Annotated in this window: 22 protein-coding genes; 12 read left to right on the top strand and 10 right to left on the bottom strand. The window is 28.7% G+C overall.

Annotated elements, in window-relative coordinates; genetic code table 11:
- Window positions 1-43: 43 nt before the first annotated feature.
- Together ybeY and LPB302_RS09395 are read right to left on the bottom strand one after the other, a co-directional pair.
- Window positions 44-457 (bottom strand): rRNA maturation RNase YbeY, encoded by a 414-nt coding sequence (gene ybeY, locus LPB302_RS09400; protein ID WP_053973786.1) that lies wholly within the window; start codon window positions 455-457, stop codon window positions 44-46.
- A gap of 3 nt (window positions 458-460) precedes the next feature.
- Complete coding sequence (locus LPB302_RS09395) at window positions 461-3,829, bottom strand: DUF4175 family protein (protein ID WP_053973787.1); 3,369 nt, start codon at window positions 3,827-3,829, stop codon at window positions 461-463.
- A 110-nt stretch (window positions 3,830-3,939) separates the two neighbouring features.
- Here LPB302_RS09395 and LPB302_RS09390 point away from each other — a divergent pair, with 110 nt between their 5' ends.
- The 5 genes from LPB302_RS09390 (at window position 3,940) to LPB302_RS09370 (ending at window position 8,894) form a co-directional block, all read left to right on the top strand.
- Window positions 3,940-4,779, top strand: coding sequence for a transporter (locus LPB302_RS09390; RefSeq protein WP_053973788.1), 840 nt, complete (start codon window positions 3,940-3,942; stop codon window positions 4,777-4,779).
- A gap of 76 nt (window positions 4,780-4,855) precedes the next feature.
- A complete protein-coding gene (gltX, locus tag LPB302_RS09385; protein WP_053975305.1) occupies window positions 4,856-6,379 on the top strand; it encodes a glutamate--tRNA ligase in 1,524 nt (507 codons plus the stop codon).
- Complete coding sequence (locus LPB302_RS09380; protein ID WP_053973789.1) at window positions 6,379-6,927, top strand: hypothetical protein; 549 nt, start codon at window positions 6,379-6,381, stop codon at window positions 6,925-6,927. Before gltX ends, LPB302_RS09380 begins: the two co-directional genes overlap by 1 nt.
- Window positions 6,928-7,075: 148 nt before the next feature.
- Window positions 7,076-8,002 carry an SPFH domain-containing protein gene (locus LPB302_RS09375; protein WP_053973790.1) on the top strand — a complete coding sequence of 309 codons (927 nt, stop codon included), beginning with the start codon at window positions 7,076-7,078 and terminating at the stop codon, window positions 8,000-8,002.
- 10 nt (window positions 8,003-8,012) lie between these two features.
- The gene (locus LPB302_RS09370; RefSeq protein WP_053973791.1) at window positions 8,013-8,894 is read left to right on the top strand and encodes a LytTR family DNA-binding domain-containing protein; all 882 of its coding nucleotides are present in this window, start codon (window positions 8,013-8,015) and stop codon (window positions 8,892-8,894) included.
- A 176-nt stretch (window positions 8,895-9,070) separates the two neighbouring features.
- On the opposite strand, the gene LPB302_RS09365 is transcribed toward LPB302_RS09370, so the two are convergent.
- The 4 genes from LPB302_RS09365 to rnr all read right to left on the bottom strand — a co-directional run bounded on the left by LPB302_RS09365 (window position 9,071) and on the right by rnr (window position 12,635).
- On the bottom strand, window positions 9,071-9,259 hold the full coding sequence (locus LPB302_RS09365; protein WP_053973792.1) for a Sec-independent protein translocase subunit TatA/TatB: 189 nt from the start codon (window positions 9,257-9,259) through the stop codon (window positions 9,071-9,073).
- A 42-nt stretch (window positions 9,260-9,301) separates the two neighbouring features.
- On the bottom strand, window positions 9,302-9,991 hold the full coding sequence (locus LPB302_RS09360) for a head GIN domain-containing protein (RefSeq protein ID WP_053973793.1): 690 nt from the start codon (window positions 9,989-9,991) through the stop codon (window positions 9,302-9,304).
- An 89-nt stretch (window positions 9,992-10,080) separates the two neighbouring features.
- Window positions 10,081-10,404: a YbjQ family protein gene (locus LPB302_RS09355; protein ID WP_053973794.1), complete on the bottom strand. Its 324-nt coding sequence runs from the start codon at window positions 10,402-10,404 to the stop codon at window positions 10,081-10,083.
- An 11-nt stretch (window positions 10,405-10,415) separates the two neighbouring features.
- Window positions 10,416-12,635, bottom strand: coding sequence for a ribonuclease R (rnr, locus tag LPB302_RS09350; protein ID WP_053973795.1), 2,220 nt, complete (start codon window positions 12,633-12,635; stop codon window positions 10,416-10,418).
- 112 nt (window positions 12,636-12,747) lie between these two features.
- On the opposite strand from rnr, the gene LPB302_RS09345 reads away from it, so the two are divergent.
- The 4 genes from LPB302_RS09345 (at window position 12,748) to LPB302_RS09330 (ending at window position 15,399) form a co-directional block, all read left to right on the top strand.
- On the top strand, window positions 12,748-13,683 hold the full coding sequence (locus tag LPB302_RS09345; protein WP_053973796.1) for a diacylglycerol/lipid kinase family protein: 936 nt from the start codon (window positions 12,748-12,750) through the stop codon (window positions 13,681-13,683).
- Window positions 13,684-13,761: 78 nt separating this feature from the next.
- Window positions 13,762-13,935 carry a hypothetical protein gene (locus tag LPB302_RS09340; protein ID WP_176966464.1) on the top strand — a complete coding sequence of 58 codons (174 nt, stop codon included), beginning with the start codon at window positions 13,762-13,764 and terminating at the stop codon, window positions 13,933-13,935.
- A gap of 589 nt (window positions 13,936-14,524) precedes the next feature.
- A complete protein-coding gene (gene rpiB, locus LPB302_RS09335) occupies window positions 14,525-14,959 on the top strand; it encodes a ribose 5-phosphate isomerase B (protein WP_053973797.1) in 435 nt (144 codons plus the stop codon).
- Complete coding sequence (locus LPB302_RS09330) at window positions 14,959-15,399, top strand: GNAT family N-acetyltransferase (RefSeq protein ID WP_053973798.1); 441 nt, start codon at window positions 14,959-14,961, stop codon at window positions 15,397-15,399. The genes rpiB and LPB302_RS09330 overlap by 1 nt, the downstream gene beginning before the upstream one ends.
- On the opposite strand, the gene LPB302_RS09325 is transcribed toward LPB302_RS09330, so the two are convergent.
- Both LPB302_RS09325 and LPB302_RS09320 read right to left on the bottom strand, forming a co-directional pair.
- Window positions 15,396-15,944: a pseudouridine synthase gene (locus LPB302_RS09325; protein ID WP_053975306.1), complete on the bottom strand. Its 549-nt coding sequence runs from the start codon at window positions 15,942-15,944 to the stop codon at window positions 15,396-15,398. The two genes, LPB302_RS09330 and LPB302_RS09325, sit on opposite strands and share 4 nt — an antisense overlap.
- A 25-nt stretch (window positions 15,945-15,969) precedes the next feature.
- Window positions 15,970-16,761: an aldose 1-epimerase gene (locus LPB302_RS09320; protein ID WP_053973799.1), complete on the bottom strand. Its 792-nt coding sequence runs from the start codon at window positions 16,759-16,761 to the stop codon at window positions 15,970-15,972.
- Between the two features lie 111 nt (window positions 16,762-16,872).
- Between LPB302_RS09320 and recA the strand changes: the two genes are divergently transcribed.
- A complete protein-coding gene (gene recA / locus LPB302_RS09315) occupies window positions 16,873-17,880 on the top strand; it encodes a recombinase RecA (protein WP_053973800.1) in 1,008 nt (335 codons plus the stop codon).
- Between the two features lie 74 nt (window positions 17,881-17,954).
- Window positions 17,955-18,491, top strand: coding sequence for a GNAT family N-acetyltransferase (locus tag LPB302_RS09310; RefSeq protein WP_053973801.1), 537 nt, complete (start codon window positions 17,955-17,957; stop codon window positions 18,489-18,491).
- Window positions 18,492-18,531: 40 nt separating this feature from the next.
- On the opposite strand, the gene dut is transcribed toward LPB302_RS09310, so the two are convergent.
- Both dut and LPB302_RS09300 read right to left on the bottom strand, forming a co-directional pair.
- On the bottom strand, window positions 18,532-18,963 hold the full coding sequence (gene dut, locus LPB302_RS09305; protein WP_053975307.1) for a dUTP diphosphatase: 432 nt from the start codon (window positions 18,961-18,963) through the stop codon (window positions 18,532-18,534).
- A 5-nt stretch (window positions 18,964-18,968) separates the two neighbouring features.
- The gene (locus LPB302_RS09300; RefSeq protein ID WP_053973802.1) at window positions 18,969-19,832 is read right to left on the bottom strand and encodes an alpha/beta hydrolase; all 864 of its coding nucleotides are present in this window, start codon (window positions 19,830-19,832) and stop codon (window positions 18,969-18,971) included.
- A gap of 92 nt (window positions 19,833-19,924) precedes the next feature.
- On the opposite strand from LPB302_RS09300, the gene LPB302_RS09295 reads away from it, so the two are divergent.
- Entirely contained in the window at window positions 19,925-20,920 is a 996-nt protein-coding gene (locus tag LPB302_RS09295) for an NAD(P)H-dependent glycerol-3-phosphate dehydrogenase (RefSeq protein WP_053973803.1), read from the top strand.
- Window positions 20,921-20,938 lie beyond the last annotated feature (18 nt).

Below are 20,938 nucleotides of genomic sequence, written 5' to 3'. Positions count from 1 at the left end.
TCTTATAGTTCCACGTGAAACTTTTATTTTATATAACTGACTATCAATTACTTAATTTCTCTAAAGCCATGTTCTCCTGATTTCTCATCATCTTTTTCTCATCACTAGACTTATCTTTATAACCCATGTAATGCAAAACTCCATGAATCATTACTCTGTGCAATTCATCTTGAAAAGAAACCTTAAATTCAGCTGCATTATCTTTAACTCTTTCTACAGAAATAAAAATGTCACCATTTAATAATTTACCTAGAGAATTATCAAAACTAATGATATCTGTTAATGTATCATGATCTAAAAATTCAACATTTAATTTATGTAAATAAGCATCATCACAAAAGATATAATTGATTTCACCAACCTCAAAATTTTGTTCTGAAGCAACAGTAATAATCCAATCTTTTAACAAGGATTCATCTTCTAATATAAAATTGGTTTCGTAATTAAATTCAATCATTAATTAATTGTTCTTTGTATCAGAAAAATAGGCTCTCACCTTCTTTTTATAATTTTGCTGCAAAGGTAATGATTGTCTGTTTAATATCTCTATTTGATTATAAAACTGCTTTTTGAATTTTAACGCCCTTGCTTTATTCCTTTTACTCTCTAATTTATTCGTGTTCGCTTTACGCTTTTTTTCCTTCCCTTGTTCTAATGCAGCCTTATCTAACTTTAATAACTCATAGTTCAAATTCTGCATTTTTTGTAGCGTATTTGTGTTGAAACCCTTTTCTAGAATTTCGTTTTCTAACTGCTCCATTGTTTTTAGAGCTTTCTTAGCAGATCCATTTCCTCCAGGTTTACCATTCTCACTTTTATTTATTGCATTTTGCAGCTCTTGTCTTAACTGACTTTGCTCTTTAAAGATTTCATACAATTCACCATCTAAATCATCATTAGTATTGCCTTCTCCTTCTCCATTTTTACCCTCAGAACTTCCTTTTTCTCCTTCCTTACCATTTTTACCTTTATCACCAGGCTCACCATTTTTATCTGGTTTTTCACCTTTCTTTCCTTCACCCTTTTTCTCTCCTTTCTGCATTCCTTTTTGCATCTTTTCAGATAAACCTTTTTGTTTCTGAATTAAATCTGGCAAACTAAAACCTGGTTTATTACTCTTTTTTCCTTTGCCCATTTTCATAGACATATTATTCTGCATGCTATTTAAAATATTACTTAAATAATCTGCTAAATTATTGGTAGCTGTCATTACATATTGCTGATTAGACAAGCCATTATTAAATCTGTTTTCTGAAAAGTTTTCTAAAGATTGTTCTAAATTATAATGTGCCGCTGAAAGATCATCTTGAATTTTTGTTGAAATTTTTGGAACACGCACTGCTAAGACATACAAACTGTCATCTATATGTTCAAAATAGGTTCTGATTTCATTCTGCTTTTTAAGGTCTTTTCCAAAATCTGGATGAGAGGTAGAACCTTCACTAAACTTATCCATCAATTGCTCTTGCTGAAAAGAAAAAATAACCAAGTTTTCTAAAATTTTACGCAAATCATCCATGTTTTCTTCCATAGATTCAGATTGCATATCCATCATAGATTTTTGCATTTTAGCACTCATTTCTTTCATCTTCTCAGATGCCTTTTTCTGACTACTTTTTGCTTTTGGAGATTGTTTATTTTCAATAAGTTCTTCAGATTTTTTTAATTCCTCGTCAATTTGCTTTTCCTCTTTATCAACCTCTGGCAAATCCATAGGTGTTTTTAATTTCTCATTATCTTTCTGAAGTTCTTTTAAATCTTTATGAATTTCATCAAATTGTTTAGAAATCTCTTTTTGTGCCTCTAAATCATTCTCTTTTTGTTCTAGATCTTTCTGCTCTTTAGACAACTCTTCTACCTTATTCGCAATTTGCATGGTTTTTTGCTCCACATAAAAACGCTTTACCATTTCTAGTGTCTTTTCTAAACTGCGTTGTTGCTGTTTGTTTTGCTGTGCTAATTCTTTGGCTTTTTGTACTAAATCTTCCTTGTTTAATTTATCAGCCATTTTCTGAATTTCTTCTAGCAACTTTTGTTGTTTACTTAATTGCTTTAATTCTTTAATGCGTTCTTTTAAATCTTGTTTCTTTTCTTGTAAATCAGGATCATTTTCTTTCTTTTCATCTAAATTTTCTTGAAGCTGATCTGTTTGTCTTTGCATCATTTTTTTATACTGTTCTTGACGCTTTATAAAACTTTCAACCTTCTTCTTATCATTCCAATTAATGCTTTTTTTATTCTGTAAATCTTCCTGAATACCTTCTAACTGCTGCTGTTGTTTTTTCTGATTTTGTACAGCATTTTCTAAATCGTTAATGGTATTTCGTTGTTCTTGAAACAACTCCTCTTCTATTTCTTCTTTTGTTTTTTGCCTGTAATTAAAAACCTTACTTTTTGATGATTTAGAACCTCTTACACCATCATTATCAAAAACCTGAAAATACATTTCATAATTTATACCTTCTTGTAAGTTTAATCCTTCTGGAAATTGATAGAAAAATGTTTGAATATTTTGATTGCTAACATCCAATAAAAATTCCTTTTTTAATTCAGGAGAATCTTCATCATAATAAATCAACTGTAATTTTCGAATACCATAATCATCAGAAATTTGACCTGCAAATTGTGCTGTTCCACGTGAAATACTATCAATATTTGAACTTACAGAAATTACAGGGTATACATCTTTTACAACTGCTACAGAAAATTGTAAATTTTCAAAGTCTTTTAAATTATCATTTGAAGAAGCTATTTGATAATTTATTGGTAACAAAATACGCTTTTGATATTGGAATTTATCATTTGAAATTTTGTCAAACGCTGTTCTTTCAGAATTATTGATAAAGTTTAAGTTTGTAGTTTTATTTGTGGTTGCTTTCCAAGTAATAGTAGTGCCTTCAGGTACAATTAAGTTACCTGAATTCTGAATGGTTTTATTTTTTTGACCTACATAATTAGGATAATCTAAATCTAAAGTAATGTTGTTGATAGTTGGAGTACCAATAACCTTTATTTGATAAAATTGAGATTGTACACCATTTGCTTCAACATAAAAATCAATTGATTTTTGAACATCAGAAAACGTATATGAAAATGTTGCATTACCTTCTGATTTTAAATAATAACTCTGATCATCAAAAATAATCTTACCCTCATTTGGTACAATATTTCCAACTGTTTTAAACTGCACATTTATAGATTTACCTTGTATAACCTGAAGAGTTTGATTAGCTAAAGAAAAAGAAAAAGGAGCAGGAGGGTTATAGGCAGTTCTATGATTTACAACACGTTCTAAACTTTTACCTAAATTTATTGAATTACCTGTAAATAAGCTAATTAAAAATATTAAAACAGGAATTATGGCGTATTTTAAATATTTAGTATTGGCTTTAAAATCAATTGCTTTTGTAAAAGGTATTGGTTTTAAGGCCTCAGATTTTTGGTTGATACTCGCCAAAATTAAATCTGACTGATCACTATTTTCTTGAAGTTGCAAAACATTTAGTAGTTTATCTTCTACTTCAGGAAAATGAGCGCCAATAATCTTTGATGATTCTTCTAAAGAAATGCCTTTTCTAAACCCTATTAACTTAGCAATAGGTATGCAAATAAATTTGATGAGTAAGAATAATTCTACAAGAATAAAAATCCAAAAAAGAACGGTTCTAGCAGTAGGTTTTAACCATAGAAAATATTCTATAAACAGAATAAAAAACAGGTATAAGAAGCCTAATGACAAAAACAAGATGCTACCTTTTATCAACTCATTCGTATAAAATTTACGTGAGAATTGATGTAACTTTTTCTGTATGTTTTGGAAATGGCTCATAATCAACAAATAAAAATACTATTTTTGGTAAGATTCACCATCAAATAATTGTTAAAACAGTTTGTAAGTATTTCTAAGAAAATACAACTAAAGCAGCATAAAACTAACTTATGAAACCAATTTATATTTTAATTGCCCTTTTCTTTTCTTTACAAATAACTGCTCAAAGCCCTTGGACACAAGAAAAAGGACGCTTTTTTGCAAACCTATCTTATTCTTCTATTTCTGATTATTCTGAAATGTTTGGAGAACCAGATTTTTCGATTTCTGGTACAATTACAGATAGAACTTATCAATTTTATGGTGAATATGGTTTAACAAACAAAACTAGTTTACTTGTAAATGTACCTCTAAAATCAATAGATATTAACAACTACGTAGATCCTGCAATATTATGTATGGGAAATTGCGCTCAAAGTTTTAGTGAAACTGCTTTGGGTAATATTACACTAGGTTTAAAACACAATTTTCTAAAACAAAAATGGGTTTTATCTGGGCAGTTAAATATGGAAATAAATACAAGTTCTTATGATGAAACTTCAGCAATAAGAACTGGTTATGATGCCTATACATTTACACCTATGTTCTTGGCAGGTACAAGTTTTGGTAAGAACTACTTTCAATCTTTTATAGGTGCAGATATTAGAACCAATAATTATAGCTCTAACTTAAAAATTGGTGGAGAAATTGGTAGAAAATTAACTCAGACTATATGGCTTATTGGTTTTGTAGATATTTCTCAATCTTTAAACAATGGCGATATTTCTTTCCCAGCAAACAATGCAGCAAACAGTTTGTATGTTAATGATCAAGAATATGTGGCTTATGGGTTAAAAGGTATTTTACAGTTTTGCGATTTTGGTTTAACAGCTGGTTTTGGCTCTGCTTTATCTGGTAATAATGTACCTAAAAAAGCAGCCATTTCTTTTGGTGTTTTTAAGACTTTCTAAGAAAATAAAAATCTTTGTTTCTCTTATTTCTATTCTCTTTTTAGAAAAAGTATCTTTGCACTTTAAATTTAAGAAAATGGAATCTAATGTTCGTGTGCGTTTTGCACCAAGCCCAACAGGACCTTTACATATTGGAGGTGTAAGAACAGCTCTATACAACTATTTATTTGCTAAAAAACACAATGGAACTTTTGTTTTAAGAATAGAAGATACAGACCAAAATAGGTATGTAGCCAATGCAGAAAAATATATAATTGATGCTCTAAACTGGTGTAATATTCCTTATGATGAAGGTATTAATAAAAACGAAAAATTTGGTCCTTACAGACAATCTGAACGTAAAAACTTATATAAGAAATACGCAGATATTCTTTTAGAAAAAGGCTGGGCATATTATGCTTTTGATACCTCAGAACAATTAGATGCACACAGAAAAGGGTATGAATCAGAAGGTAAAACGTTTATTTACAATTGGCACAATCGTGAAAAAGGACGTTTGGTAAATTCTTTAGTTTTATCTGAAGAAGATGTACAAGAAAAAATTAATTCAGGAGAGAATTACGTAATCCGTTTTAAAAGTCCACAAGATGAAACTTTAGAAATGGAAGATGAAATTCGTGGTAAAATTTCTATTGATACTAACACCTTAGATGATAAAATTCTATTCAAAAGTGATGGAATGCCAACCTATCATTTAGCAAATATTGTAGATGATCATCTAATGGAAATTAGTCATGTAATTCGTGGTGAAGAATGGCTACCATCTATGGCTTTACATGTTTTATTATACAGAGCTTTTGATTGGCAAGCACCTAAATTTGCACATTTACCATTAATTTTAAAACCAGTTGGTAAAGGTAAATTAAGTAAAAGAGATGGAGATAAATTAGGTTTCCCAGTATTTCCATTAGCCTATACTAACGAAAAAACCAACGAAGTTTCGCGTGGTTATAAAGAAGATGGTTATTTTTCTGAAGCAGTTGTTAATATGTTGGCTTTCTTAGGATGGAATCCTGGAACAGAGCAAGAAATATTTTCTTTAGAAGAATTGATTAATGAATTCGATTTGAAAAGAGTTAGTAAATCTGGAGCCAAATTTAACCCAGATAAAACAAAATGGTTTCAACAGCAATACATGCAACAAAAAAGTGATGCTGAATTAACTTCTTTATATTTAACTATTTTAGCAGAAAAAGGAATTAACAAAGAGGAAGCTTTTGTACAAAAAGTAGTTTCAGCTATTAAAGAAAGAGCTGTTTTTGTGGAAGATTTTTGGGATTTATCTCATTTCTTTTTTCAAACTCCAACAGAGTATGATGCTAAAGCCAGCAAGAAAAATTGGAAAGCAGATACAGGTGCATTAATGCAAGAATTAAATGCTGTAATTGCTAATATTGAAGATTTTTCATCAGAAAATACAGAAAAAGTTATTAAAGAATGGATTTCTGGCAAGGAAATTGGTTTTGGTAAGGTAATGCAACCTTTACGTTTAAGTTTAGTTGGTAAATTAGCAGGCCCTCATTTGTTTGATATTATAGCAATGATTGGCAAAGATGAAACTATGCAAAGAATTACAAACGCAATAGAAAAATTATCATAATGAAAAAATATCTTTTAGTACTTACGTTATTAACAAGCTTTTTAGCTCATAGTCAGCTAAACAGAGGAGGAATGAGAAATAGTCGTCAAAGTCAGATGAACCAAACTCCTAGAAAAGCTCCAGAACCTAATTTTCAAGTAGAAAAATACTTAGGTATTGTTATTTATGATATAGAAAAAGCAGCAAAAAAGTCGAGTATTAAATTATCTTCAGAAGAAGGTAAAAAGTTTTCTAACTTATTAAAAAAGTACAATAGAGAAATTAAAGATATTAGACGTATTAACAGCTTTACATTAAAAAGTACTAAAGAAATGATGGAAAATTTCCAGAAAAACGCTCAGAAAAATGGCGATTTTTCAGACAGAACTAAAGTACAGCAAACCATGGTTAAAAATCTTACGCCTATATCTGAAGCCTTAAAAGTTAAAGACAGAGCTTTTGATAAATCTATAAAAGAACTTTTATCTGAAAAACAATATAAAAAGTGGCTAAAATTCAATCGAAAAATGTACAAAGTTTTTCCTAAGGATGAAGAAAAAAAAGAATAATAAAAAACCCTGAATAATTGATATTCAGGGTTTTTTATTAAAATTCAATATTTAAAGTGTAACAATTTAAAAATTGTTGCGTCCAATAAATAACTGCTTAAAATCAGTATATTTACATATCTCTTTATTAACTCTTAAAAACCAACCTATGAATCCATTAGCTATTATTTTTATTGTATTTCTATTTATAATTTTCTTTGCCTCTTTCTTTCTAGTAAAACAACAAACTGCTGCTATTATAGAGCGTTTTGGACGTTTTAGTTCCATAAGACAATCTGGTTTACAGCTTAAAATTCCTCTAGTAGATAAAGTTGCTGGTAGAGTAAGTTTAAAAATTCAGCAATTAGATGTTATTATAGAAACTAAAACTTTAGATGATGTATTTGTTAAACTAAAAGTTTCTGTACAATACATGGTTATTAGAGATAAGGTATATGATGCTTTTTATAAGTTAGATTATCCTCATGAACAAATTACATCATTTGTATTTGATGTTGTAAGAGCAGAGGTTCCAAAAATGAAATTAGATGACGTTTTTGTTAAAAAAGACGATATTGCAATAGCTGTAAAAAGAGAATTACAAGAGTATATGTCTGATTATGGGTTTGATATCATAAAAACCTTAGTAACAGATATAGATCCAGATGCTCAAGTAAAAGCTGCAATGAACAGAATTAATGCTGCAGATAGAGAAAAGACAGCTGCTCAATTTGAGGGTGATGCACAACGTATTTTAATTGTAGAACGCGCAAAAGCAGAGGCTGAAAGCAAGCGTTTACAAGGACAAGGTATTGCAGACCAAAGAAGAGAAATTGCACGTGGTTTAGAAGAATCTGTAGAAGTTTTAAATAAAGTGGGTATTAACAGTCAAGAAGCATCTGCTTTAATTGTAGTAACACAACATTATGATACTTTACAGTCTATAGGACAAGAAACCAACAGTAATTTAATTTTATTACCAAATTCACCACAAGCAGGTAGTCAAATGTTAAATGACATGGTTGCTAGTTTTACTGCAAGTAACCAAATAGGTGAAGCTATGAAAAATGCGAAACCTAAAAAACTAGATAAGTAAACAAATTAAAATGATTGCAAATCTAAAAAATTGGCTTGCAACTCCTTATTACTATAATCCATCAACTAAATTTAAGTTTAAAATAAGTTTAGTTTATGGATTATTTGTGTTTCTCTTCCTTTACACATTTCAACCTTTTACTTTATACAGTTTTAAAGAATATTTACTAGAATATACCTCTAGTATTGGTCTTATTACATTTTTAGGTACTTTTATTACTTTAGTTGTACCACCTTTAATCTTTAAAAAGTACTTTAAGGAAGATAATTGGACAATAGGTAAAAGCATACTAATAACTGTTTTAGGATTATTCAGTATTGGAACTATTTTATGGTATTATGGAAAAATATTTAAGGCTGATAAAGACATAGAGCATATAGAATATATAGCTTTTATTTTTTATACTTTTTTAGTTGGTGACATTCCTATACTTTTTGGAGTTTTCTTTAATGAAAAAATGGTTAGGCTTCGTAGAGAGAAAAAAGCCGAAGAAATTACAGCTATCAAAAACCAAAAAGAAGTTGAGATAAAACCAACAGTACCTAATAAAATAATGCTAAAATCTGATAACATGAAAGAGAGTTTAATATTCTTTATTGAAGATTTAGTGTACATAACATCGCAAGGAAATTATGCTAGTTTTTTTATAAAAAACAATAAAGGTGAACTTAAAGAAAAAATTTTAAGAGTTACATTAACTAAAATTGTAGAAAATTTAGAGGAATACCCTACAATTATTAGATGCCATAAATCGTACATTATTAACACCAAATATATTAACGGAATTAAAGGTAATGCAAGAGGTTATTTATTAGAATCTAGCCTTATCCCTCATCAAATACCAGTTTCTAGAAACTTTAGTAAAAAGTCTTTATTAGGTTTAATTAAGTAAAAAGGTTTCCCATTTATCCCAAAAACGTATAAAATTCACCATTTAGTAACAAAATATACTATACTTTAAGATAGTATGTTATATTTGACAAAATTAAAATTGGGGGATTTTAATTAAAAAAAAGAAAAGCTCTATTCGTTTGAATAGAGCTTTTTATTGTAATAGAAAAAAGTAAATTATTTCTTTTCTTCTAATTTTTCTTCGTTTTCGTCTTTAGAAGCTTTTTTAAACTCCTTAATACCACCACCTAAACCTTTCATTAATTCAGGTATTTTTTTACCTCCAAAAAGTAATAAAACCACTACAACAATTAATATTATTGAGTAACCTCCAGGTATTGCTAAAAAAGTATATAAACTCATCATTTAGTTATTATTTATTACTGCAAAGATACAAAAAGGTTTTTATTAATTTCTTTTTTGAATAATACCACCCACTACTTTTTTGTCTTTTAACACTTCAGGATTTCCTTTGTAAAAAATAGAACCTCCAAAACTAACTTTAGCTTTTAGAGTTTCTCCTGCAGAAACTTCTGCTTTAGCTCCTGTACCAGCATTTACAGTTGTATTTGATGATGCAGTTAAAGCATAACCATTGTAAATACCATATAGATCTACAGTAACATCTTGGTTTTTAGTAGTACCAGAAAGTTTAATAATTCCTCCAGATGAAGCTCTTACCTCTAAATGTTTTACATCTAAAACTAAATTGATAAATGCTCTTTCTTGAGAATTAACCTCTAACTTATCTTGCTTAATTTCTTTACCTGTTATTGTTGCACCTTCATTAGCATCAATAACAGCAATTGGATTTACATAATATAACTTTACCAAAACTTCTCCATTAGCACTATTATTTTCTGGTTTAATAGAAAAGGGTAGTGTAATTTTTAAAGTATTATCTATATTTTTTACGGTAACCATTTCAGATTTATTACCTGTAATCACCAATTTAGATTCTGTTGATTTTATCAACTCTAACTCAATACCATTATATACTTTTAGGGTAGTATAATCTCCTAGATTCTTAGTTATTGTAGTTTGTGCAAAAACTGATAAACTACAACATAGTAAGAATAAACTTATGTATTTCTTCATTTTCTAAAGTTTGATTTTACTCATTTTAAATAAGTAATATATAAATTATATAATGCTAAATAATAAAATATATTGTAATTAAACTCTATTTATTGCACCTTAACTGCTGTACCAGTTATAGAAACCAACAAAGTAGCAGAGTTTGCTAAGGGTTCTACATCTATTTGAATACCAACCACTGCATTTGCACCTAACTTTGTAGCATTGTCTTTTAAGTCTTGAAACGCCTTTTCTTTAATGCCTTCTAAACCTAAAGTATACATTTCTCTATATTTAGCCATGCTAAACATATCTGTAAAAGACATTTTTTTACCATTTGAAGAATAACTAGAATCGTAAGCTGTGCCAGTTACAATACCTAAATAATCTACAATTTTAAAGTTCTCTATATTATTTGTTGTTGTTAAAATCATACTCTTTACAATTAGTCTTCTATTAAATTAAAATCTAGATGTTTACGCTCTAAATCTGTCTTTTTTACTTGCACTTTTACATCATCACCTAATTGATACATGTGTTTTGTAGACTGACCTACAATTGCATATTGATCTTCATCAAAAATATAATAATCACTTTTTATATCTCTAATTCTAACCATTCCTTCACATTTATTTTTAGTGATTTCTACATAAATACCCCATTCAGTAACTCCTGTAATTACACCTTCAAAAACTTCATCTTTATGATCTTGCATGTATTTAACCTGCATGTATTTTATTGATGAACGTTCTGCTTTAGAGGCTAATTCTTCTCTTTTAGAAGAATGCTTACATTTTTCTTCATAAGGATCTGCTTTTGGGCTTTCTCCTCCATCTAAATAATGTTGCAATAATCTATGGGTCATTACATCTGGATAACGTCTAATAGGTGATGTAAAATGGCTGTAATAATCAAAAGCTAAACCATAATGACCAATATTGTGAGTTGTATACACAGCTTTAGACATAGATCTAATAGCTAAAGTTTCTATCATATTAGATTCTGCTTTACCTTGTACATCATTTAATAACTGATTTAAAGATTCTGATGTTGATTCTTTTGTATCTGTATTAATTTTGTAACCAAACTTGCTAATAATATTTTGTAACGAAGCTAATTTTTCTATATCTGGCTCATCATGAACCCTATAAATAAACGTTTTATTAGAAGGTTTACCTTGTTTACTACCAATATATTCTGCTACTTTTCTATTGGCTAATAACATAAATTCTTCAATTAATTTATTAGCGTCTTTAGAACTCTTAAAGAATACACCTACAGGATTTGCTTCTTCATCTAAATTGAATTTTACCTCTACTCTATCAAAAGAAATAGCACCTTGTTTCATACGTTTTTTACGTAGAATTTTAGCTAATTTATCTAATTGTAATGTTGCTTCTACAACTTCAGCCTTTACTTCGTAAGCAGCATCTATTATAGAAATATCTACAGGCATTGTAAATGGTTTTACTTCTTCTGTAAGTTTACAATTTTCTATAATATGTTGGGCTTCTTCATAGGCAAATCGTTGATCTGAATAGGTAACTGTTCTTCCAAACCACTGATTTTTAATCTGTGCTTTTTCGTTAATTTCAAAAACAGCAGAAAAGGTTAATTTTTCTTCATTTGGTCTTAATGAACAAACACCATTACTTAACATTTCTGGTAACATTGGTACAACTCTATCAACTAAATATACAGATGTTGCTCTATCATAAGCTTCATCATCTAAAATAGTTTTTGGTTGTAAATAATGAGAAACATCTGCAATATGAATACCAATTTCATAATTACCATTTTCTAATTTTGTAAAGGACAATGCATCATCAAAATCTTTTGCATCTTTAGGGTCTATGGTAAACGTTAAATCGTTTCTCATATCTCTACGTTTAGCAATTTCCTTATCTGTTATTTCTATTGGTAAATCTTGTGCTTCTTTTTCTACTTCTGGTTCAAATTCATAAGGTAAATCGTATTCTAAAAGAATAGAATGCATTTCTGTATTATGATCACCAGGTTTACCAAGAACTGTGGTAATTTTTCCAAACGGATTTTTAGAATTTTCTGGCCAATCAGAAATGGTTGCTTGCACTTTATCTCCATGTTCTGCACCATTCATTTTATTTTGCGAAATAAAAATGTCTGCATACATTTTATGATTATCACAGATTACAAAACCAAAGTTTTTACTTTTTTGTAATACCCCAACAAATTCTGTTTTAGCTCTTTCTATAACTTCTACAACATCTGCCTCTAATTTATGACTTCTTTTACGTTTATAAACATAAGCTCTTACCACATCTCCATGTAAACCTTTACCTAGATTAATGTTTGGTATAAATATATCATTCTCATAATCATCAGTTACAAAATATCCATTTCCATTAGATGTAATATCTAAAGTACCTATAGAATATTTTCTATCTTCATTAATTTGAAATTTACCTCTATCAATTTCTTTAATTTTTTTATTCGCTTTTAACTCGGCTAATTTTTTTAAAATTTGAGTTTTACCATCAGTATCTGAAACATTTAATTTAGATGCTATTTGTTTGTAATTGTAAAACTTACTACTGTCTTCGTTTAATATTTTAAATATATTTCTTGTTAAATCTTTGATGACTTTTCCTTTCTTCTTAAAGATTTTTCTTTTCTTTCTTGTCATTAATTTTTTTCTATTATTATAATTACCAAAATACTAATTATTTCACTTTAGTTAGGTTAACAAACTATTATAATTCAATTTTGTACTTTGAAGTTTTTTAATTCTATATTTTATGTCTGAATTCATCAATCAAACTGATGAAAATTCTTGGTTTATAATTGCAAATCCTACTGCAGGAAACAAGGTTTTTAACAAACAGTGGAAAGAAATTAAAACGCAATTATCACTAAATAATATTAGTTATTCTTTTGCTTTTACAGCATTCTCTAAACATGAGATTGAGTTGGTACAACAGGCCATTCAAAAAGGATTTAGAAAAATTATTTCTGTAGGTGGAGATGGTACACTACATCATGTAGTTAATGGTATTATGCTGCAAACATACGTAAAAACTTCTGATATAACTATTGGCGTAATTCCTATTGGTACTGGAAACGATTGGGTAAAGACCTATAATATTCCAAATAACACTACAGAAGCTGTAAGAATTATAAAGAAAAATTCAACAACTTTACAAGATGTAGGTTTGTGTGAAACAGCAAATAATACTGTAGATTATTTTGTAAATTTAGCTGGTTTAGGTTTTGATGGATATGTAATATACAAACTAAACAATTTTAAAAAATTTGGAGCTGTTGGCTATTTATTAGCTGGTGTTAACAGTTTGTTTTCTTACAATACATCTAAATTTAAAATTTTTGTTGATGATAAAATTATAGAAACAAAATCGTTATTAACCATTGTAGGTATTTGTAAATATGCTGGTGGTGGTTTACAGTTTACCAATAATGTAGATCCTTCAGATGGTTTATTCGATATTACCATTGCAAAAAATCTTAAAATAATTACTATATTATTAAATATCAATAAGTTATTTAAAGGTTCTCTTCATAAATTAAAAGAAATATCTACCTATAAAAGTTCTAAAATAACCATAGAATCTAGCAATACTGATACTTATATACAAGCTGATGGAGAACTAATTGGTACTAATAAAGTAACTTTTAGTATTATTAACAAAGCAATAAATTTTGTAGTAAATACTTAAAAAGTTAAAGAAATCTTAAAATTAATGTAACAATTTGCAATTTTTTACGTCTTTAATAATGAAGGTCAACTAATTACCATGAAAAATCTACGTAAAATCATTGCATTATTTTCAGTAATCTTTGTTGCAGGAATTTTAATTACTGTTGTTATTGTAAATACTACATTAAACAAAACAGAAATTCCAAAAGAAACTGTAGAAGTTCAACAAGACACACTTTCTATTCGCAATACAAAAAACAAAACTGTTTAGTTTTACCTTCATCACTATTTTAATTCTTACACTTTTCTAATTATTTAAATTTTTAAAAATCTTTACTTATTAACATTATATAGTATTATACTTTTTCTTTTTAAAAATTTTAAAAAACAATGATGTTTATAATAGTATGTGAATAGCTACAATAAAAAATTAGTTTTTAATTTTATAATATCACTTATTAAAAACAATTGACATTTTATAAGTAACCCAATGTCTTAAAAATCAACTTATAATTGTAGTTATTAACAAAACTTATAAACAGTAGTTCACACAGTTTTACTTATAATTAATTTGCTTTTTAATGTAAACTAATTGTAAATTTTATGTTGATAAACTTTTATCAAAAAAGAATAATAAAAGTTGTGTATGTGCTTTGGTTGCTTGTATTGTAATAAAATTTAAAATCACCAAAAAAACTTTCGAGTTTTTAATGATAAGTTCTTAACATTCGCTTAAAATAGATAAATCGTTTAAAAATAAGTAGTTATTAAAAATTGATAAGTTTTAAAAATTTGTATCTGTTAATAACCATTAAATTCTATATTTTTGTACCTGTTAAACGCAATAAAATCAATTTATTATGACAATTGCCATAGGTAATGATCACGCAGGAACTGAATACAAGTTCGAAATTATAAAACACTTAGAAGAAAAAGGCTATTCTGTTCTAAATTTTGGAACAGATACAAACAGTTCTATGGATTATCCAGATGCTATTCATCCAACAGCAGACGCAGTTGAATCTGGTAAAGCAGAGTTAGGCATTATTTTATGTGGTTCTGGTAATGGTGCACAAATGACAGCTAATAAACACCAAGGTATTAGAGCTGCTTTGTGTTGGAATAATGAGTTAGTGGCTTTAACAAGACAACATAATAATGCAAATGTATTAACGATTCCTGCACGTTTTGTATCTCTACAACAAGCTATTGGTTTTGTAGATGTGTTTTTAACTACTGAATTTGAAGGTGGACGTCATGCAAATAGAGTTAACAAAATTTCTTGTGCTGGGTAATGAACATCCAAGTAAAAAGCTTTACTGAATTAAATACCTCAGAGCTTTACAATTTACTTCAATTACGCTCTGAAGTTTTTGTGGTTGAGCAAGATTGTGTATACCAAGATATAGACTTTAAAGACCAAAAAGCATTACATGTATTAGGTTACAAAAATGATGTATTAATAGCCTATACACGTATTTTTAAACCAGGAGATTATTTTAAAAATTCTAGTATTGGAAGAGTTGTTGTAAAAGATTCTGAACGAAAATTTAATTTTGGGCATCAAATAATGATAGCATCTATAAATGCTATAAAGAATAATTTTAAAGAAGATAAGATTACGATTTCTGCTCAGAAATACTTAAAAAAATTTTATGAATCTCATGGATTTTATCAGGTTGATGATGAATATTTAGAAGATGGAATTCCACATATTAGAATGGATAAAGATTAAGGAAGTTGAGGTACTTCCTTAACTTCACCATTTTGCAAATTATATATGGTAATTGTATCTATTCTAACACGAACTAAACGTAAAGTTGGGTAACCAACAGCAGCTGTCATTTTACGAACTTGTCTAAATTTACCTTCTCTAATAATTACAGAAATCCAACTTGTGGGTCCATGTCTATCATCTCTAATTTTTTGACTACGTAAAGGAAATTTCGGGTCTTCTATTATAGAGGCTTTACCTGGTTTTGTGATGTATTTTTTACCCTCAAAACCAATTTCTACACCTTTTTTAAGAGCTTCAATTGCAGTTTGAGTAATTAAACCATCTACTTGTACATAATACTCTTTCTCATATTTATTACTTCTAATTTCTTGAGAAACTTTACCATCTGTTGTTAATAAAAGTAATCCTTCAGAGGTAAAATCTAAACGTCCAATAGCCATTGTACCTTCAGGAAAATCATATAATTCTCCTAACATTTTTTTCTTTCTCTTAGTTTGATTTGTTATAAACTGAGACAAGTAACCATAAGGTTTGTGTAGTATAAAATGACGATGTTTTTTCTCCAAATTAAATTACCTTAATGTGAACAGAAAATTCATTTACTCCTTTAGAAATGCGCATATTTTCTTCAGAAAATTTTTGATCAGTGTAAGAAGTATATTGTGTAATTGGTTCTATACATAACATGTTATTAACTTGTGTCCATAACATAAAGTTATTAAAACCAGTAGTACTAATTTCTAAATGCTTTCTATCAGTATTTTGTAAAATTATTTTATCTGTATTCAAAACAGGAAAAGCATTATGCCCTACTTCATAAATATCTTCTAAAGTAATTTTTTTATCATTTGCTACTAAAGTATCCTTACCAGTATCAGACAATAGAAAAGCAGGATGATAGCCTAACATGTATGGCATTCCTTCTTCAGATGTTATTTTAAAATCAATTTCTAAAATTCCTTCTTTTAACGTAAAGTTTTTTTCAAAACTAAAATCGAAAGGCCAATTTAAAAGGGGTTCAGTAGATTTTTCTGGAAATTTTGCATTGTTTATTTTAGTGTTGGCAGCATAACTTTTAATGAATTTAGCAGAAGTAGCATCACTATAATACAACTCATAAGTTAATTCTCGAAGCAAACCATGCTGATCTTGAATAGCATTACCTTTTTTAGTATGCATTCTATAATTGTTTTTAGAAGTTGGCCCAATAACAGGAAACATTTCATCATCAGATTTTCGCCAACCTTTGTTTCCTTTCTGATGAATAAATTCTTCATTATTAAAAATAAAACTAATTAATTCGCCTTTTTCTATACGAACTTTACTATTGTTATTCTCTAAAACAATTATCGATTTCATCTTAACTAAATTTTAGTAAAAATAACATAAAATGCGTTTATTTTGTTAGGTATTTGAGAAGAGTTTTTCGTAACTTGTGACACTATTTTAAAATTAATATTAGCAAGATTTATGGCAGCAGATAAAGAAAAAGCAGCAAAACTAAAAGCATTACAACTTACTCTAGATAAACTAGATAAAACGTATGGTAAAGGTTCTGTAATGAAATTAGGAGATGTAGTAACAGAAGATGTAGATGCTATTTCATCTGGTTCTTTAGGATTAGATTTAGCTTTAGGAGTTGGTGGTTATCCTAGAGGTAGAGTTATTGAAATTTATGGGCCAGAATCATCAGGTAAAACAACATTAACAATACACGCAATTGCAGAAGCTCAAAAAGCAGGAGGTATTGCAGCATTTATTGATGCAGAACACGCTTTTGATAAGTTTTATGCAGAAAATTTAGGTGTAGATATAGATAATTTAATTATTTCTCAACCAGATCATGGAGAGCAAGCATTAGAAATTGCAGACAATTTAATTAGATCTGGAGCAATAGATATTGTAGTTATTGATTCTGTTGCAGCACTTACACCAAAATCTGAGATTGAAGGTGAAATGGGTGATTCTAAAATGGGTCTTCATGCACGTTTAATGTCTCAAGCCTTACGTAAATTAACAGGTACTATTTCTAAAACAAATTGTACAGTTATATTTATTAACCAGTTGAGAGAAAAAATTGGAGTTATGTTTGGTAACCCAGAAACAACAACTGGTGGTAATGCATTAAAATTTTATGCTTCAGTTCGTTTAGATATTAGAAGAAGAACGCAAATTAAAGACGGAGATAGAGTTATTGGTAACAGTACAAAAGTAAAAGTTGTTAAAAATAAAGTAGCACCACCTTTCCAAATTGCAGAATTTGATATTATGTACGGACAAGGAATATCTAAAGTTGGTGAAATTTTAGACATTGGTGTAGAATTAGGTATTGTAAAGAAAAGTGGATCTTGGTTTAGCTATGGTGATACAAAATTAGGGCAAGGAAGAGATTCTGTGAAAGGCTTAATTAAAGACAATCCAGAGTTAATGGAAGAGTTAGAAATGAAAATAAAAGATGCTATTGAAAATCAAGAATAAGTTATTTTAAAAGTTCTAACAATTATTTAAAACTGCTATAGAAGTAATCAATCTATAGCAGTTTTTCTATACAGATGATACCTATAAAACAAAATATAGTTTTAAGAGAAATTACAGAACAAGATGTTGATGTTCTGTATAATTTGATGAATATAATTTATCCTGCTGCATATAGCTTTCTGTGGCCAGATAATGGTACTTGGTATATTAATCAACAATATTCTAAAACCAATGTTTTAAAAGAGCTTAAGGAAGAAAAAGCAAATTATTATTTTGTTGTAGTAGATGATGAAATTATTGGAAACTTTAGAGTTGTTTGGAATAAACCACTTAAGAACTTACAAATAGCAAATCAGGTAAAATTACATCGACTTTATTTACATGAAAAAGTTCAGGGAAAAGGAGTAGGAAAAGCTATTATGAATTGGTTAGAGAAAGAAGCTTTACGCAAAGACTATAAAGCAATTTGGCTAGATGCTATGGATGCCAAACTACAAGCTTTCGAATTTTATAAAAAGTTGGGTTATCAATACCATGCTCATGTTTTTTTACCTTTTGAGTTGATGAAAAAAGATGTTCGTAAAATGAGTCAACTTTATAAATTGCTATAATTCTTAAAAAACAAAAAAGGCTATTTAGCCTTTTTGTTTTTTACACTCCTGTACTTCCAAACCCTCCTGAACCACGTTCAGTTTCGTCTAAAACTGTTACTTCTTTCCAATTTACACGTTCATGTTTTGCAATCACTAATTGTGCAACTCTTTCTCCATCATTTACAATAAAATCTTCATTAGAAAGGTTTACTAAAATTACTCCAATTTCTCCTCTATAATCTGCATCTACAGTTCCAGGTGAATTTAATACAGTAATTCCTTTTTTAGCAGCCAAACCACTTCTAGGTCTTACTTGAGCCTCAAAACCTACAGGCAAAGCTATAAATAAGCCTGTTTTAATAATAGCTCTTTCTAAAGGCTTTAATGTTATTGCATCTTCTATATTTGCCCTTAAATCCATACCAGCAGCACCTTCTGTTTCGTAATTAGGAGTTGCATGTTTAGATTTATTTATAATTTGAACATTCATCATATTTAATCGTATAAAAATAGTATTGTTTCTAAAAATTCATCTCTCCAAAATGATTCTGTGTGTTTACCATCAGCAACAATTTTGGTCTTTAAGTTTTCTTTTGGAAAACCCTTTTCTAATAGTAATTGTTCCATTTTTTCTGTATCAGAAACCATAGAACCACCTTCTTTATCACCTATCAATAAATATAGTTTTGTATTTTTTGTATTACTATTTCTTGAAGCAAAAGCAAAACTATTGTTAGAGAACCAGAAAGATGGAGAAAGTGCACCTATTTTACCAAAAACATCAGGATATTTTAGACCTCCATAAAAGGAAATTAAACCTCCTAAAGAACTACCAATAATGGCAGTATGCTTAGCTTTGGTTTTTGTTCTGTAATTTTCATCAATATAGGGTTTCAATTCGTTTACTAGAAAATCTATATAAATTGCTCCTTTTCCTCCACCATATTTTTTGTTTGGCCAAGGAGTATATTCTTCAATTCTTTTTTCTCCTCCATTTTCTACACCAACAACAATAAATCCATTTTTAGAGGTTTTATAGTAGTTATTTAAAGTCTCATCTACACTCCACTCACCAGCGTAAGAAGTTTCAGCATCAAATAAATTTTGAGCATCATGCATATAAATTACAGGGAATCTTTTTGTAGGAGTTGCATAATTAGGAGGTAAATAAACCCAAACCTTATGAGAAACTGTATTTAAATCTTTAATAATAAACTCCTTTTTTAAGATTTCAACATTCTTAGATCTTGAAGATTTTTGCTCTAGAATATCAGTTTTAACTGTTTGTTTTACCTCTATACTTTTACAACTAATAGCTATAAATAACAGTGATAAAATAAGTAAAAAGTACTTGTTCATAAAGTTCAATTATTGAACAAATATAATAAATGAGAAGCCCTTTCTTTTATAACCTAATAGTTTTCTTACTTTTGACCAGCAAATTAAGAAGTATGGAAAACAAACAAAATATTGCTGTTATTGGAGGAGGAAGTTGGGCAACTGCAATTGTTAAAATGCTCACAGAAAATGTAGATCAAATAGGTTGGTATATGCGAAATACACAGTCTATAGAACATATAAAAGAAAACAATCATAATCCTAAATACTTATCATCTGCAGATGTAGATGCCAAGTTTTTAGACTTATCAGATGATATAAATTACATTGTTAAAAATTATTCTATTTTAATTTTTGCTGTACCATCTGCTTTTTTAACAAGCGAATTAAATAAACTTACAGCATCTTTAGATGGTAAAACTATTTTCTCTGCAATAAAGGGTATTGTACCAGAAACAGGTTTAATTATTGGCGAACATTTTAATGAAGAGTTCAATATACCTCTAGAAAATATAGGTGTAATTACTGGGCCTTGTCATGCAGAAGAAGTAGCTATGGAGCGTTTATCTTACCTAACAATAGCTTGTATAGATGAAGATAAAGCAAAGTTTATGGCTAAAGCCATTGAAAGTTGGTACATAAAAGTTAAAATTTCTGATGATATTATAGGTACAGAATATGCTGCAATGCTTAAGAATATTTATGCTGTAGCTGCAGGTATTGCTCATGGTTTGGGTTATGGAGATAACTTTCAATCGGTTTTAATGAGTAATGCAATTCGCGAAATGAAACGTTTTATTAAAAAAGTACATAAAATGAAACGTAACATAAATAACTCTGCTTATTTAGGTGATTTGTTGGTAACTGGGTATTCTGTTTTTAGCAGAAATAGAATGTTTGGTAATATGATTGGTAAAGGCTACACTGTAATTTCTGCACAACATGAAATGAGCATGATTGCAGAAGGCTATTATGCAACTAAAAGTGCTTATAAAATTAAGCAAGAAAACAAAGCAAAAACGCCAATTATAGATACTGTTTACAGCATTTTATACGAGAATAAAAATCCGAAAAAAGAATTTAAAAAGTTGACTGATAAGTTGGATTAATTGTTTAATTTTGAACAT

Source organism: Polaribacter dokdonensis (assembly GCF_024362345.1).
GTDB lineage: Bacteria > Bacteroidota > Bacteroidia > Flavobacteriales > Flavobacteriaceae > Polaribacter > Polaribacter dokdonensis.
The sequence above is the reverse complement of the archived record's forward strand: the minus strand, read 5'-3'. Positions and strand labels throughout refer to the sequence as shown.